Genomic DNA, 13,119 nt, shown 5'->3' with positions numbered 1-13,119 from the left:
TGTAAAGGATTACGGTTAATCTATGGATAAACTACCCAATACGGCGGCGCGGCAAAAGCTACCTGCGGCCAGCCAGCCACATAAGTTGTTATTGTCAGAGGCTAATTTCCAGCGATTGTGTCAGCTTATCTATCAGCGGGCCGGTATTGTGCTGGCCGCACATAAACGGGAAATGGTCTACAACCGTCTGATGCGCCGGTTACGGTTATTACAGATGAACGATTTTGGTCAATATCTGGCGATGCTGGAAAGTCAGCCCGCCAGCAGTGAATGGCAGGAGTTTATTAATGCGCTGACCACTAATCTGACTTCGTTTTTTCGTGAAGCACACCATTTTCCGCTACTGGCTGAGCACGCTCGCAGCCGGCATGGCAGTTACAGTGTCTGGAGCTGTGCGGCCTCTACCGGTGAAGAACCTTATTCTATTGCTATGACTCTGGCCGATACTTTAGGGATGGCGCCCGGCAAATTTCAGGTATTTGCCAGTGATATTGATACCGGAGTGCTGGAAAAAGCCAGGCAGGGGATCTATCGGCGTGAGTCACTGGATATGCTGACGGCAGAGCAGTTACAGCGTTATTTTCTGAAAGGAAAAGGGGCACAACAGGGGCTGGTTCGTGTGCGGCCCGAGCTGAGCCATTATGTACAGTTCTCACAGCTCAATTTACTGAGCCCTGACTGGAAACTCCCGGAAAAATGCGATGCTATATTTTGTCGTAACATCATGATTTATTTTGATAAATCTACGCAAGAGGCCATTCTGCGGCAGATGGTCCGGTATCTGAAACCCGGCGGGCTCTTGTTTGCGGGGCATTCTGAAAATTTCAGTCAGATAAGTCAGGATTTTTGGCTACGGGGCAAGACGGTTTACAGTCTGGCTAAGGAAAGGCAATGAGTAAAATTACTGTGCTGAGTGTTGATGATTCAGCTCTGATGCGCCAGCTAATGACGGAAATTGTAAACAGCCAGCAGGATATGGAAATGGTCGCGACGGCACCGGATCCGCTGGTGGCACGGGAGCTGATTAAACAGTTTAACCCGACAGTGCTGACACTGGATGTGGAAATGCCCCGTATGGACGGGCTGGAGTTCCTGGAAAAGCTGATGCGTTTACGGCCAATGCCGGTAATTATGGTGTCATCACTGACGGGTAAAGGTTCGGAGGTTACTCTCAGGGCGCTTGAACTGGGGGCTGTAGACTTTGTGACTAAACCGCAACTGGGTTTGCGCGAGGGTATGCTGGCCTATTGTCAGGTGATTGCCGAGAAGATTCGTATTGCTGCCCGTGCCCGGCTCTACCGGCCATCAGCGTCAGGCGCTCCGGGCATTCTCAATGCGCCGCCGATCCTCAGCAGTGAAAAACTGATTGCGATTGGGGCATCGACAGGGGGGACTGAAGCCCTGCGCCGGGTACTGGAACCTTTACCTGCCGCCTCACCGGCGGTACTTATTACCCAGCATATGCCGCCGGGATTCACCCATTCTTTTGCTGAACGCCTGAACCGGCTTTGTCAAATCACCGTGAAAGAAGCGGAAGAGGGGGAGCGGGTTCTGCCTACATTGCCCCCGGTTCTATGCATATGGAACTGGGACGCAGCGGGGCAAATTATCAGATTAAATTGCATAACAGTGAACCGGTAAATCGCCACCGGCCATCGGTAGATGTTCTGTTTAATTCGGTGGCCAGATTTGCCGGACGTAACGCAGTCGGGGTGATCCTCACCGGGATGGGAAATGACGGTGCCAGCGGATTACTGAAAATGCGTAACGCCAAAGCCTGGACCATTGCGCAAAGTGAAGCAACCTGTGTGGTCTTTGGCATGCCGCGCGAAGCAATTCTGCTGGAAGCGGCCTGTGAAGTGGTCGACCTGGAGAATATCAGTCAGCAGATGCTGGCGCATATCAGCCGCGGACAATCGCTCCGTATTTAATCTAAGCAGTAGCGAACACAAAGGAAAGTGCAATGGCGGACAGTAACTTACATTTTTTAGTTGTTGATGATTTTAATACCATGCGGCGTATTGTCCGTAATTTATTAAAAGAGCTGGGGTTTACCAATGTAGAAGAAGCCGAAGACGGGGTGGATGCCCTGAATAAATTACAAGCCGGAAATTTCGGGTTTGTGATCACTGACTGGAATATGCCCAATATGGACGGGCTTGAGCTGTTACACAGTATTCGCGCGGACGGTAAATTATCGGCGATGCCGGTACTGATGGTCACCGCGGAAGCCAAAAAAGAAAATATTATTGCCGCCGCACAGGCCGGGGCCAGCGGTTATGTGGTTAAGCCGTTTACCGCCGCTATTCTGGAAGAAAAACTGAATAAAATTTTTGAAAAACTCGGTATTTAGGGGACACAGATGAACCAGATTCCGCTACCTGATAACGACAAAACTGTACGTGACATTGTCACAAAAGTCGGGTCTCTGGCCCGGATGTTACGGGATAATTTACGGGCGATGGGGCTTGAACAGGCAATAGCCGATGCTGCAGAAGCCATCCCCGATGCCCGTGACCGGCTGGATTATGTGGTACAGATGACTGCTCAGGCTGCAGACCGGGCGTTAAGTTGTGTCGAAGCGGCACAGCCACATCAGGACCAGCTGCAACAGCAGTCTGTGGCACTGGCCGGACGCTGGGATCTGTGGTTCGCCGATCCGATAGAACTTAATGATGCACGGCAACTGGTAACAGATACCCGGCAGTTTCTGGCTGAAGTGCCTGAACATACGGGTTTCACTAACCAGCAGTTGCTTGCCATTATGATGGCTCAGGATTTTCAGGATCTTACCGGTCAGGTGATTAAGCGGATGATGGAAGTTATTCAGGAAATTGAGCGGCAATTACTGATGGTATTGCTGGAAAATATACCTGAGGCGGCACTGCCCGCGAAAACAGAGCAAGACAGTCTGTTAAACGGACCACAGATCGATAGCAGTGCCAGCGGTGTTATTGCTAACCAGGACCAGGTGGATGACTTACTGGACAGTCTCGGATTCTGAGCCCCGATCCCGGAATAACCGGGTGTTTCCTCCGGATATCTGAACGATAGATCCGACAGGCCTCTGTTATGCTTGATTTTTCAGCAATCAGCAGAGCAGTGTTGTGGCCGATCAGGATCAGGAAGATAAAACCGAAGCCCCCAGCAGCCGGCGGATAGAAAAGGCCCGTGAAGAAGGCGATATTCCCCGTTCACGGGAGCTGACCTCATTATTAATGTTATTTGCCGGACTACTGTTATTACGCCTCAGCGCGGTATCGATGGCGGAAGCGTTAACCCGCATGATGCGCAGTGGTTTTGTCTTCGACCAGCGCATTACCCGGGATCAGACGCCGTTACTCCACAGCAGCAGCTTACTCTGGCAGTGTGTTCTTGCTCTGGCACCGCTGATGGCCGGGATCATGCTGGTGGCGGCATGTTCACCTTTACTGATAGGCGGTATGTCCCTGAGCGGTAAATCCCTGAAATTTTCCCCCGGCCGGATGAATCCGCTCAGCGGCGTTAAACGCCTGTTTAGCGGCCAGATGGTGGCAGAACTGACCAAAGCGCTGCTGAAAGTGGTGATCACCGGCACTCTTGGCGGTAGTTATCTGTACCGGCACTGGGACGAGTTTCTGGTATTGATCACTTTACCTGCTGGTGTGGCCATCTCCCGCGGTTTGTCACTGATTGTGGTCTGCGGACTGTGGGTAGTGCTGGGCATGCTGCCAATGGCCGGGCTGGATGTTTTCTGGCAGTTGTACAGCTACCAGAAAAAACTGCGGATGTCGCGTCAGGATTTGCGGGATGAATACAAACAGCAGGAAGGTGATCCGCATCTTAAAAGCCGGATACGCCAGCAGATGCGCGCCGCAGCCCGGCAAAGGATGATGTCGGCAGTGGCGGAAGCGGATGTTGTTGTGACTAACCCGACACATTTTGCAGTGGCCTTACAGTATCAGGAAGGCAAAATGCAGGCCCCTAAAGTCGTGGCCAAAGGCAGTGACAAGCTGGCAGAAAGGATACGCGCGATTGCGCAGCAACGCCGGATACCCACTCTGGAAGCACCACCGCTGGCACGAGCCCTGTATCGCCATACGGAGCCCGGTGAATATATCCCCGGCGCGTTATACGGGGCAGTCGCAGAAGTGCTGGCCTGGGTGTGGCAACTGAGACGCTGGAAAACGACCGGCGGCAGTCAACCGCTGACACCGAAAAATCTCGAGGTGCCGCAGCAAATGGATATAACAGGAGACATTTCCCCCCATGGATAATCTGGCAAAGAAACTGCGTCTTCCTGCACGCTGGAGTGATGTGGAGTGGCAGATCCTGGCAGGGCCGGTACTGATTCTGGTTATCCTGGCGATGATGGTACTGCCGCTGCCCCCGTTCCTGCTCGATATGCTGTTTACTTTTAATATTGCCTTGTCGGTTATGGTGTTGCTGGTGGCTATGTTCACCCGTAAAACCCTCGAATTTGCCGCATTTCCGACCGTATTATTGTTCGCGACCCTGTTACGTCTGGCCCTGAATATCGCGTCGACACGGATCATTTTATTACAGGGGCATACGGGGGCAGGGGCTGCGGGGAAAGTGGTCGAGGCTTTTGGTCATTTTCTGGTTGGCGGAAATTTTGCGATTGGGATTGTGGTGTTCGTGATCCTGGTGGTGATTAACTTTATGGTGATCACTAAAGGTGCCGGACGTATTGCCGAAGTCGGTGCGCGTTTTGTGCTTGACGGTATGCCAGGCAAACAGATGGCAATAGATGCGGATCTGAATGCCGGCCTGATTGGCGAGGATGAAGCAAAAACCAGGCGCAGTGATGTTTCCCAGGAAGCTGATTTTTACGGTTCAATGGATGGCGCCAGTAAATTTGTCCGCGGTGATGCCATTGCCGGGATCCTGATCATGGTGATTAATATTATCGGTGGATTACTGGTCGGGGTTGTACAGCACGGGCTGGATTTAGGTCAGGCGGCGGCCAGTTATACCCTGCTGACCATTGGCGACGGACTGGTGGCTCAGATTCCGGCGCTGGTCATTTCGACGGCTGCCGGGGTGATTGTGACCCGGGTCAGTACCGATAATAATGTGGGTGAGCAGATGGTTTCCCAGCTGTTCAGTCAGCCGCGGGTGATGTTGTTAAGTGCCGCGGTGCTCGGATTACTGGGGATTGTGCCCGGCATGCCGAATCTGGTGTTTTTACTGTTTACTGCGGCGTTGCTGCTGCTGGCCTGGTGGCTGAAAGGACGCGAACAGCAGCTGGCCGGAGCTGCACAGCAGTTACAGTCTCAGGCACCGGCAATACCGGCGGCTGAGGTCAGCTGGGATGATGTGACCCTTGAAGATCCGCTGGCAATGGAAGTCGGGTACCGGCTGATTCCGCTGGTTGATGAAGCCCGTCAGGGCGATTTGCCCGGCCGTATCCGCGGGATCCGCAAAAAATTTGCCCGGACGATGGGATTTCTGCCGCCACCGGTACATATCAGCGATAACCTCAGTCTGGCGGCATCCTGCTACCGGATTCTGATGAAAGGTGTCGAGATTGGTCGGGGGGATGTCTGGCCCGGGCGCTGGCTTGCTATTAATCCGGGGGGAGCGACCGGAGAACTGCCGGGTGATATCACCCGTGACCCTGCGTTTGGGTTACAGGCCGTATGGATCGACGGCGCACTGCGTGAACAGGCCAGAACGCAGGGGTACACTGTGGTCGAGGCCAGTACAGTGGTGGCTACGCACCTCAATCACCTGCTGAGTCAGTCTGCCAGTGAACTGTTCGGACGTCAGGAAGCCCGGCAATTGCTGGAACGTCTCAGTCGTGAAATGCCAAAGCTGACTGAAGGACTGATTCCTGAACTGATCAGCCTGACGACCCTGCACAAGGTGTTACAGAATTTACTCGGTGAACAGGTTCCGGTGCGCGATATGTGCACCATTATAGAAACCCTGGCGGAGCATAGCCCGATAACAGCCGACAGCCAGCAACTGACCAGTGCAGTGCGGATCGCGCTAGGCAGGGCCATCACTCAGCAGTGTTTTCCCGGAGATGATGAGATACAGGTGATTGGACTGCAACCGGCCACAGAAAATCTGTTATTACAGGTGGCGCAAACCGGTGGTGCCCTTGAGCCCGGGCTGGCAGAACACCTGACAGCACAAGCCGCAGAAGCGATACAGACCCAGGAAGGGCTGGGGGTGACACCGGTGCTGGTGGTCCGGGCCGGGCTCCGGGAGCTGCTCTCCCGCTACTTACGTCGCAGCTTTCCGCAACTGGTCGTTATGTCGTCTGCTGAGGTAAAAACTCACCGGCCAATTCGTCAGACCGCCAGCCTGGGCAGCCAGTAACCGGTGGCGTATTTCTCACGCTGTTCTCTGTTGCTGCTGCTGGTCGTGGCCGTAAGGCTGCCAGCGGCTGATATCACGCTCAGTGGCAGCCTGCCGGGCCCGGCAATGACCCGCCGCGGCCACTGGGTGACGACACGCCCGCTAAATATTGTTGTGCCATCCGCCGGCAATATTCTTCGCACTGGCTGGTATTACCAGCTAACCGACCCGGCCCCGGCCGGATTCCAGGCTCAGTTATGCCGGGGGAGTGATTGTTTTACGCTGGACGGGGGCAAGGGCGCAGGAGACTGGTTCAACTCAGATCGCGGAACAGGGCCGTTTTATCTGCGTTTCCGGATACAAAGCAGTGCGGTTATCCCCGCAGGTTTTCGTGTGGTTAGCACTGAGGTTCGTGTCACTTACCGGCAGCGACAGAATACTGTGCGTTAGTCTGTTAAGGGCTATGTTGTTGCGCAACGTCTGGCAGAACAGAAACAGGAAAGCGTAGTATAGCCCGCATTGTCCTGCGACTGTTCCGCCATACCGGAGGAGGGCTCCGGTCAGGAAAATCACATACGTTCGACGGTGTTAATTCCGAGGGTGTCCAGACCACATTTCAGGGTTCTGGCTGTCAGGCTGGCCAGTTTCAGACGGCTATGGCGGGTGGCGTCATCCTCAGCGGCCAGAATCGGGCAGTGCTCATAGAAACCGGAGAACAATACGGCCAGCTCATATAAGTAAGCACACATTACGTGAGGCGTACCTTCGCGGGCGACCTGCAGGATGGTTTCTTCAAACTGCAATAAGCGAGTTGCCAGTGCTGCTTCACGTGGCTGGCTGAGGATGATACTGCCTTCTGTTGTCTGTTCGCTGATTCCGGCTTTACGGAAAACGGATAATACGCGGGTGTAAGCGTACAGTAGATAAGGTGCCGTATTACCTTCGAAAGCCAGCATATTGTCCCAGTCGAAAATATAATCCGTGGTACGGCTTTTGGACAGGTCAGCATATTTTACTGCACCAATACCGATAACCTCGGCCAGCTGCTGCAGCTCCTGTGCAGACATCTCCGGATTTTTATCACTGACCAGTTTCAGCGCACGTTCGTGGGCTTCATCCAGCAGATCGGCCAGTTTAATGGTGCCACCGGCACGGGTTTTAAACGGACGCCCGTCTTTACCCAGCATCATACCAAACATATGGTGTTCCAGCGGGACGCTGTCCGGGACATAGCCGGCTTTACGGACGATAGTCCACGCCTGCATCAGGTGCTGGTGCTGACGTGAATCAATGTAATACAGCACACGATCGGCTTTCAGGGTTTCATAACGGTATTTTGCACAGGCAATATCGGTGGTGGTGTACAGGTAGCCGCCATCCTTTTTACGGATGATCACCCCCATAGGTTCACCTTCTTTATTCCTGTACTCATCCAGGTAAACGACAACGGCACCTTCGCTTTCTACCGCGAGGCCTTTTTGTTCCAGATCAGCAACAATGCCCGGTAACATAGAGTTATACAGGCTTTCACCCATCACATCGTCACGTGTCAGGCTGACATTCAGACGGTCATAGTTGTACTGGTTCTGCGCCATGGTGATATCCACCAGTTTCTTCCACATCTGCGCACAGTACTGGTCACCGCTCTGTAATTTCACCACATAGCTGCGGGCCCGCGCAGCGAATGCCTCATCCTGGTCATAAAGCTGTTTTGCTTCACGGTAAAAGGCTTCCAGGTCAGACAGGGCGATCTCAGTCTGTTGTTCCTGTTGTTTTTTCTCCAGGAAGGCAATTAACATGCCGAACTGGGTACCCCAGTCGCCGATATGGTTAGCACGGATAACCTTGTGTCCGAGAAACTCCAGGGTGCGAACCGAAGCATCGCCGATAATCGTGGAACGCAAGTGACCCACATGCATCTCTTTTGCCACATTCGGTGCCGAATAGTCGACCACGATAGTCTGTGGTGCTACCGGCGAGATATTCAGACTGTCTGACGCCAGTGCCTGTTCGGCCCGGGCAGCCAGCCACTGCGGGTCGAGGAAAATATTAATAAAGCCGGGACCGGCAATTTCGGTTTTGCTGGCAATTCCTTTCAGATCAAGGCGGTTAAGCACCTGCTCGGCCAGTTGTCGCGGTGCCTGACCCATTTTTTTAGCAACAGCCATAATGCCGTTGGCCTGATAGTCGCCAAACTGTGCTTTGGCAGACTGACGTACCTGCGCTTCGCAGTCGGCCGGAGCGCCAGCTGAGATCATTGCCTGACTGATTTTTTCTGAAAGAATAGCCTGAATATTCACCGAATTACCTTTATAAGCTGTTAACACCCCCGTGCACGGCCAACCACTGGTTGCCGGTTTTCAATACGTAAGGGGCAGTAATCGAAATTGAGTCGGGCAGTATACGTGAAAGGCTGCCGAACGTCAGCAGTCGGATAGCTCCCTGTTCGCGGAAGCCGGCGGAGAATATTTTTCCCTGCGGGCTTTACATGGTGCGGGGGAGTCGCAAAAATAGCGGCGCAGATTTTTTACCGATGGAACACTATGACTGATATTGCCACTTTTTCCCGGTTATTGCCGGATCTTGCCGATGACCTGCAACGCTTTGCCGGTGATCTCAGTAACCTTGCTCACCGGCTGGGATTGTCGCTGGCAGAATTACAGCCTGACCATATTTCACTGCGCTGCCATCAGAATGCCACCGCAGAGCGCTGGGCTGCCGGTTTAAGCGAACTGGGAGAGATGTTTTCCCGTGCCGATATCAATCAGCGGCCGGTCTGCCTGTTCAGATTACATCAGCCACTGCGGCTGCTGAACTGGCAGATCCCGGTGGTGGAACTGCCGTGGCCGGGCAGCAAACATTACCCTCATGAAGGCTGGGAACATATTGAAGTGGTTCTGCCGGGTGATCCGCACACCCTGGGGCAACGTGCGATGGCGCTGATTGCCGATCACGGGCTGACTCAGCCGGGTATGTCGTTTAAAACCAGTGCCCCGTCAGCAGAACATGACAGCCTGCCTAACCCGACTCTGGCGGTAACTGACGGCAAAACGACGATAAAATTCCACCCGTATACACTTGAAGCGGTTGTCGCCAGCGAAAAATAGTCACTGCCCGGCAGTCGGAGAACGCTGGCTGCCTGTGGTTATGATGGTTACGCCGGTTATCTGTGCGTTGTCCGTTGCGGTACAACTGCTATTTTTGTTTGAATTTATATCCCCTTAACTTCGCCGGTGTGATTCCGGTCGCCCCTTTAGTGCTGATTAACTGCCATTATTGGCGCTCGCGTAAACCGGACAACTAACAGAGTTTTTATCCGTATTTTTACGATTACCAACACAGACTGTTTGATAAGGGGAGCCCATGGCGATACTGGAAATCTGCTGCTACGGTGCGGATTGTGCGTTACAGGCCGCTGAAGCCGGTGCGGATCGTATCGAGCTTTGCGCCGGACCACGTGAAGGCGGGCTGACACCCTCTGCCGGGGTGTTACAGCAAGTGATTAACGGGGTTACGGTACCGGTTCATCCGATTGTCCGCCCGAGGGGCGGAGACTTTTGCTACAGCGACAGGGAATTTGCTGCGATGACATCAGATATTGCCCTGATTAAGCAGCTGGGTTTTGCCGGGGTGGTGGTGGGGATTCTCGACAGGCATGCGCATATTGATATAGCGCGGATGCGGGAAATAATGCAGTTATGTAGCGGTATGGCGGTCACTTTTCACCGTGCGTTTGATTTATGCCACAATCCTTACCGGGCGCTGGATGAACTGACTGAACTGGGAGTGGCGAGGATCCTGACATCCGGCCAGCAGGAGCACGCAGAAAACGGATTATCCCTGCTCAGCGAACTGAATGTCCGCAGTCGCGGACCCGTGATTATGGCCGGGTCCGGTGTCCGGCTGAGTAACCTGCACCGGTTTACCGGCGCAGGGATACGTGAAATACACAGTTCGGCCAGTAAAGCGGTGAGTTCACCGATGCACTACCGTAAAGCAGGGGTCAGTATGAGTTCCCACTCTGCAGATGATGAATTTACCCGTTACATCGTGGACGGCGAAATGGTCTCGGCAATGAAAAGTATGATGCAATAGTCCTGCATCCAGCCGGCAGATTATCGCCGGCTGTGATGGTCAGGGTTTACGGGCAATCAGTACCGCCCGTAGCGGCGCCGGGTAACCTTCCACCGTCAGGCGATTATCCTGAGGGTCAAGAAATTCAGCCAGGGATTCGCTGGTCATCCAGTCAGTCCGGCGTTGTTCTTCGGTTGAAGTGACCGCATGGTCGACAATACGCACCTCGGTAAAACCGCATTTTTGCAGCCAGTGTTTCAGTGCAGCAGCCGATGGCAGAAAATAGACATTACGCATTTGTGCATAACGTTCACCGGGGACCAGTACGGTATTTTCATCACCTTCCACCACCAGGGTTTCCAGCACCAGCTCCCCTCCGCTGACCAGCTGATTTTTTAATTGCATCAGGTGGTCAAGGGGAGAGCGGCGGTGATAAAGCACGCCCATAGAAAATACGGTGTCAAAAGCATTCAGCTCCGGAAGCTGTTCAATACCTACCGGCAGCAGGTGTGCACGGCGATCATCGCCCAGCAGTTTACGTACCGCTTCGAACTGGCAGAGAAACAGTTGCATCGGGTCAATACCCACCACCAGTTCAGCGCCTTCACCGAGCATCCGCCACATATGGTAGCCACTGCCGCAACCGACATCCAGAACGGTACGGCCCGCCAGTGGCGAGATATGAGGTAATACCCGCTGCCATTTCCAGTCGGAACGCCATTCCGTATTAATCCGGGTGCCATACAGTGCAAAGGGACCTTTACGCCACGGCATTAATTGACGGAGCAGTGTTTCGATGCCCTGGCGCTGACGCGGGGTCAGATTATCACTATCGGCACTGACGCCATTCAGCAGGTCACATTGCCCCGGAGTCAGGGCTGGCAGGTGATCAATGGCTTTTTTCCACAAACGGAAATGGCCATGTAAATTTTCGCGTTGCCACTGGCTTAACTGTGCAGGCAGAACTTCCAGCCACGGGGCCAGAGGGCCGGTAGCGATTTGCTGATAAAAACGTCCGAAATCAATCATTTTATTGCCACAAGTGAACCAAAATTAAAACACTGAAACCATTGTTCGGCGTGCCGGAATCCGGCGCTATTAAGCCGTGCTTTATGCGTGTTAACACTGTCTGTCAGCATTACGTTTTCCAGCATGCTGCGCTTCTGGCTGATTTCCAGCTCGCTGTATCCATTCGCCCGTTTAAAGTCGTGGTGCATATTAAACAGTAACTCATCCATCTGCTGATCTTCGAAACTGAACTTTTCTGACAATACCAGTGCACCGCCCGGCTTAAGACCCTGATAAATGTTGTTCAGCAACTGCTGGCGTTCGGCAGGGGCCAGAAACTGCAGGGTGAAATTCAGTACCACCAGCGAGGCATTGGTAATCTCAACCGTGCGGATATCGTCTTCGATGACCTGAACCGGTGTCTGTGCACGGAAAGCATCAATATGCCGGCGGCAGCGTTCGACCATGGCCGGTGAGTTATCGACAGCAATAATTTCGCATCCGGGGTGCCGGATATTACGGCGCACCGACAGGGTAGCAGCGCCCAGAGAACAGCCAAGGTCATAAACACGGGTATCGGGCTGGACAAAACGTTCGGCCAGCATGCCGATCATTGAAATAATGTTGGAATATCCCGGCACTGAGCGTTGGATCATATCAGGGAAGACTTCAGCAACCCGTTCATCGAAAGTCCAGTCACCTAATTTTTCGATCGGTGCTGAAAAAAGCATATCACGGTCAGACATCACAGTATCCGCAGGACCTCAAAAGCGGCTATTGTCGCAGAAACTGGCGCAGGCTGCACCCGTCAGCGATATTTTTAGTGCTCAGTGTACAGAAAACCCCCCGCTGTGCTGGCAGTAAGGGCTGGCTGCGGCAGGTTCATCCGCTGCGTTTCAGAACAGTGACTGCTGATCAGGCCATGACGGCAGTGCCGGTAGTCCGGCGGTCAGTGGCTGTAATTCAGGCCATAGCCGGTGCAGTAAAGGAAACACCTCGCCCATCTCCGGGGTATGGATAAACAATAACGGAGACCGCGCCGACTGCCATTCCTGCAGACGGGCAGACCAGCGGGCAAACAGCTCTGCGGAATGGGCCACGTCGTCGCTGCCGATAAAACGGATCATCGGCTGTTCTGCTGTGCACACCGCATGGACAGGAACTTTGGGTTTCTTTGCCTTAGCATCCAGCGCGGCGGCACTGACCGAAGCCGAAGAGTGTACTGCCCGGCTATCAAGGATGACGCGGTTAACCCCGCGGTCGGCCAGCCCGCGGTTCAGGGCCCGGCCTGCTTCCGGCTGACTGAAAAAGGCGTTATGCCGGACCTCTACGCCATAGGTAAATGCTGAAGGAAGTTGTTGCAGAAAAGCCCATAACTCCGGCAATTGCCGCGGGGAGAAGCGGGCCGGCAACTGCAACCAGTACTGTGCTATCCGCTCTGACAGCGGATCCATCCGGCGGAAAAAGTCATTCAGTAAATCGCCCGTATCACGTAATGCGGCATCGTGACTGATGGTGGCCGGAAATTTAAAACAAAAGCGGAAATTATCGCCGGTCATCCCCCGCCAGCGCAGTACGGTATCGTTATCCGGCAGGGCATACAGGGTGGTATTACCCTCGACACAATCAAAATGCTGCGCATAGTCTTCCAGGGTATGAAGCCCGGCACGTTTCCAGCCGGGATGTTGCCACTGGGGTAAGCCGATTCGTAAGGTCACTGGGTATCCT

Annotated in this window: 12 protein-coding genes and 1 pseudogene; 9 read left to right on the top strand and 4 right to left on the bottom strand. The window is 53.7% G+C overall.

Features of this window, described 5'->3' with window-relative positions:
* Positions 1–22: 22 nt before the first annotated feature.
* The 7 genes and pseudogenes from cheR to JK198_RS02495 all read left to right on the top strand — a co-directional run bounded on the left by cheR (position 23) and on the right by JK198_RS02495 (position 6,759).
* A complete protein-coding gene (cheR, locus tag JK198_RS02525; RefSeq protein ID WP_212709230.1) occupies positions 23–895 on the top strand; it encodes a protein-glutamate O-methyltransferase CheR in 873 nt (290 codons plus the stop codon).
* Positions 892–1,931, top strand: a pseudogene (locus JK198_RS02520) (chemotaxis response regulator protein-glutamate methylesterase). Before cheR ends, JK198_RS02520 begins: the two are co-directional and overlap by 4 nt.
* 32 nt (positions 1,932–1,963) lie before the next feature.
* Complete coding sequence (gene cheY / locus JK198_RS02515) at positions 1,964–2,353, top strand: chemotaxis response regulator CheY (RefSeq protein WP_212709232.1); 390 nt, start codon at positions 1,964–1,966, stop codon at positions 2,351–2,353.
* Between the two features lie 9 nt (positions 2,354–2,362).
* Positions 2,363–3,004: a protein phosphatase CheZ gene (gene cheZ, locus JK198_RS02510; RefSeq protein ID WP_212710237.1), complete on the top strand. Its 642-nt coding sequence runs from the start codon at positions 2,363–2,365 to the stop codon at positions 3,002–3,004.
* 103 nt (positions 3,005–3,107) lie between these two features.
* Complete coding sequence (flhB, locus tag JK198_RS02505) at positions 3,108–4,256, top strand: flagellar biosynthesis protein FlhB (protein ID WP_212710236.1); 1,149 nt, start codon at positions 3,108–3,110, stop codon at positions 4,254–4,256.
* Positions 4,249–6,330: a flagellar biosynthesis protein FlhA gene (flhA, locus tag JK198_RS02500; RefSeq protein WP_212709235.1), complete on the top strand. Its 2,082-nt coding sequence runs from the start codon at positions 4,249–4,251 to the stop codon at positions 6,328–6,330. The genes flhB and flhA overlap by 8 nt, the downstream gene beginning before the upstream one ends.
* A 3-nt stretch (positions 6,331–6,333) precedes the next feature.
* Positions 6,334–6,759 carry a flagellar protein FlhE gene (locus tag JK198_RS02495; RefSeq protein ID WP_212709236.1) on the top strand — a complete coding sequence of 142 codons (426 nt, stop codon included), beginning with the start codon at positions 6,334–6,336 and terminating at the stop codon, positions 6,757–6,759.
* Between the two features lie 119 nt (positions 6,760–6,878).
* On the opposite strand, the gene argS is transcribed toward JK198_RS02495, so the two are convergent.
* Complete coding sequence (gene argS, locus JK198_RS02490) at positions 6,879–8,609, bottom strand: arginine--tRNA ligase (protein WP_212709237.1); 1,731 nt, start codon at positions 8,607–8,609, stop codon at positions 6,879–6,881.
* 243 nt (positions 8,610–8,852) lie between these two features.
* Between argS and JK198_RS02485 the strand changes: the two genes are divergently transcribed.
* A complete protein-coding gene (locus JK198_RS02485) occupies positions 8,853–9,416 on the top strand; it encodes a VOC family protein (RefSeq protein WP_212709238.1) in 564 nt (187 codons plus the stop codon).
* Positions 9,417–9,672: 256 nt separating this feature from the next.
* Positions 9,673–10,404: a copper homeostasis protein CutC gene (gene cutC, locus JK198_RS02480; RefSeq protein WP_212709239.1), complete on the top strand. Its 732-nt coding sequence runs from the start codon at positions 9,673–9,675 to the stop codon at positions 10,402–10,404.
* 39 nt (positions 10,405–10,443) lie between these two features.
* Here the strand turns inward: cutC and cmoB are convergent, their stop codons facing one another.
* The 3 genes from cmoB to JK198_RS02465 all read right to left on the bottom strand — a co-directional run bounded on the left by cmoB (position 10,444) and on the right by JK198_RS02465 (position 13,109).
* A complete protein-coding gene (gene cmoB, locus JK198_RS02475; RefSeq protein WP_212710235.1) occupies positions 10,444–11,412 on the bottom strand; it encodes a tRNA 5-methoxyuridine(34)/uridine 5-oxyacetic acid(34) synthase CmoB in 969 nt (322 codons plus the stop codon).
* The gene (gene cmoA, locus JK198_RS02470) at positions 11,409–12,137 is read right to left on the bottom strand and encodes a carboxy-S-adenosyl-L-methionine synthase CmoA (protein WP_212709241.1); all 729 of its coding nucleotides are present in this window, start codon (positions 12,135–12,137) and stop codon (positions 11,409–11,411) included. The genes cmoB and cmoA overlap by 4 nt, the downstream gene beginning before the upstream one ends.
* A 150-nt stretch (positions 12,138–12,287) precedes the next feature.
* A complete protein-coding gene (locus JK198_RS02465; RefSeq protein WP_212709242.1) occupies positions 12,288–13,109 on the bottom strand; it encodes a DUF72 domain-containing protein in 822 nt (273 codons plus the stop codon).
* Positions 13,110–13,119: the final 10 nt, after the last annotated feature.

This window comes from Tatumella sp. JGM91 (assembly GCF_018257575.1).
Taxonomy (GTDB): Bacteria; Pseudomonadota; Gammaproteobacteria; order Enterobacterales; family Enterobacteriaceae; genus Tatumella; species Tatumella punctata.
This window is presented reverse-complemented; position numbering and strand designations above follow the sequence as displayed.

Coding starts and splice junctions, on each gene's coding strand:
- cheR (WP_212709230.1), top strand. CDS start 23: ATGGATAAACTACCCAATACGGCGGCGCGGCAAAAGCTACCTGCGGCC.
- cheY (WP_212709232.1), top strand. CDS start 1,964: ATGGCGGACAGTAACTTACATTTTTTAGTTGTTGATGATTTTAATACC.
- cheZ (WP_212710237.1), top strand. CDS start 2,363: ATGAACCAGATTCCGCTACCTGATAACGACAAAACTGTACGTGACATT.
- flhA (WP_212709235.1), top strand. CDS start 4,249: ATGGATAATCTGGCAAAGAAACTGCGTCTTCCTGCACGCTGGAGTGAT.
- JK198_RS02485 (WP_212709238.1), top strand. CDS start 8,853: ATGACTGATATTGCCACTTTTTCCCGGTTATTGCCGGATCTTGCCGAT.
- cutC (WP_212709239.1), top strand. CDS start 9,673: ATGGCGATACTGGAAATCTGCTGCTACGGTGCGGATTGTGCGTTACAG.
- cmoB (WP_212710235.1), bottom strand. CDS start 11,412: ATGATTGATTTCGGACGTTTTTATCAGCAAATCGCTACCGGCCCTCTG.
- cmoA (WP_212709241.1), bottom strand. CDS start 12,137: ATGTCTGACCGTGATATGCTTTTTTCAGCACCGATCGAAAAATTAGGT.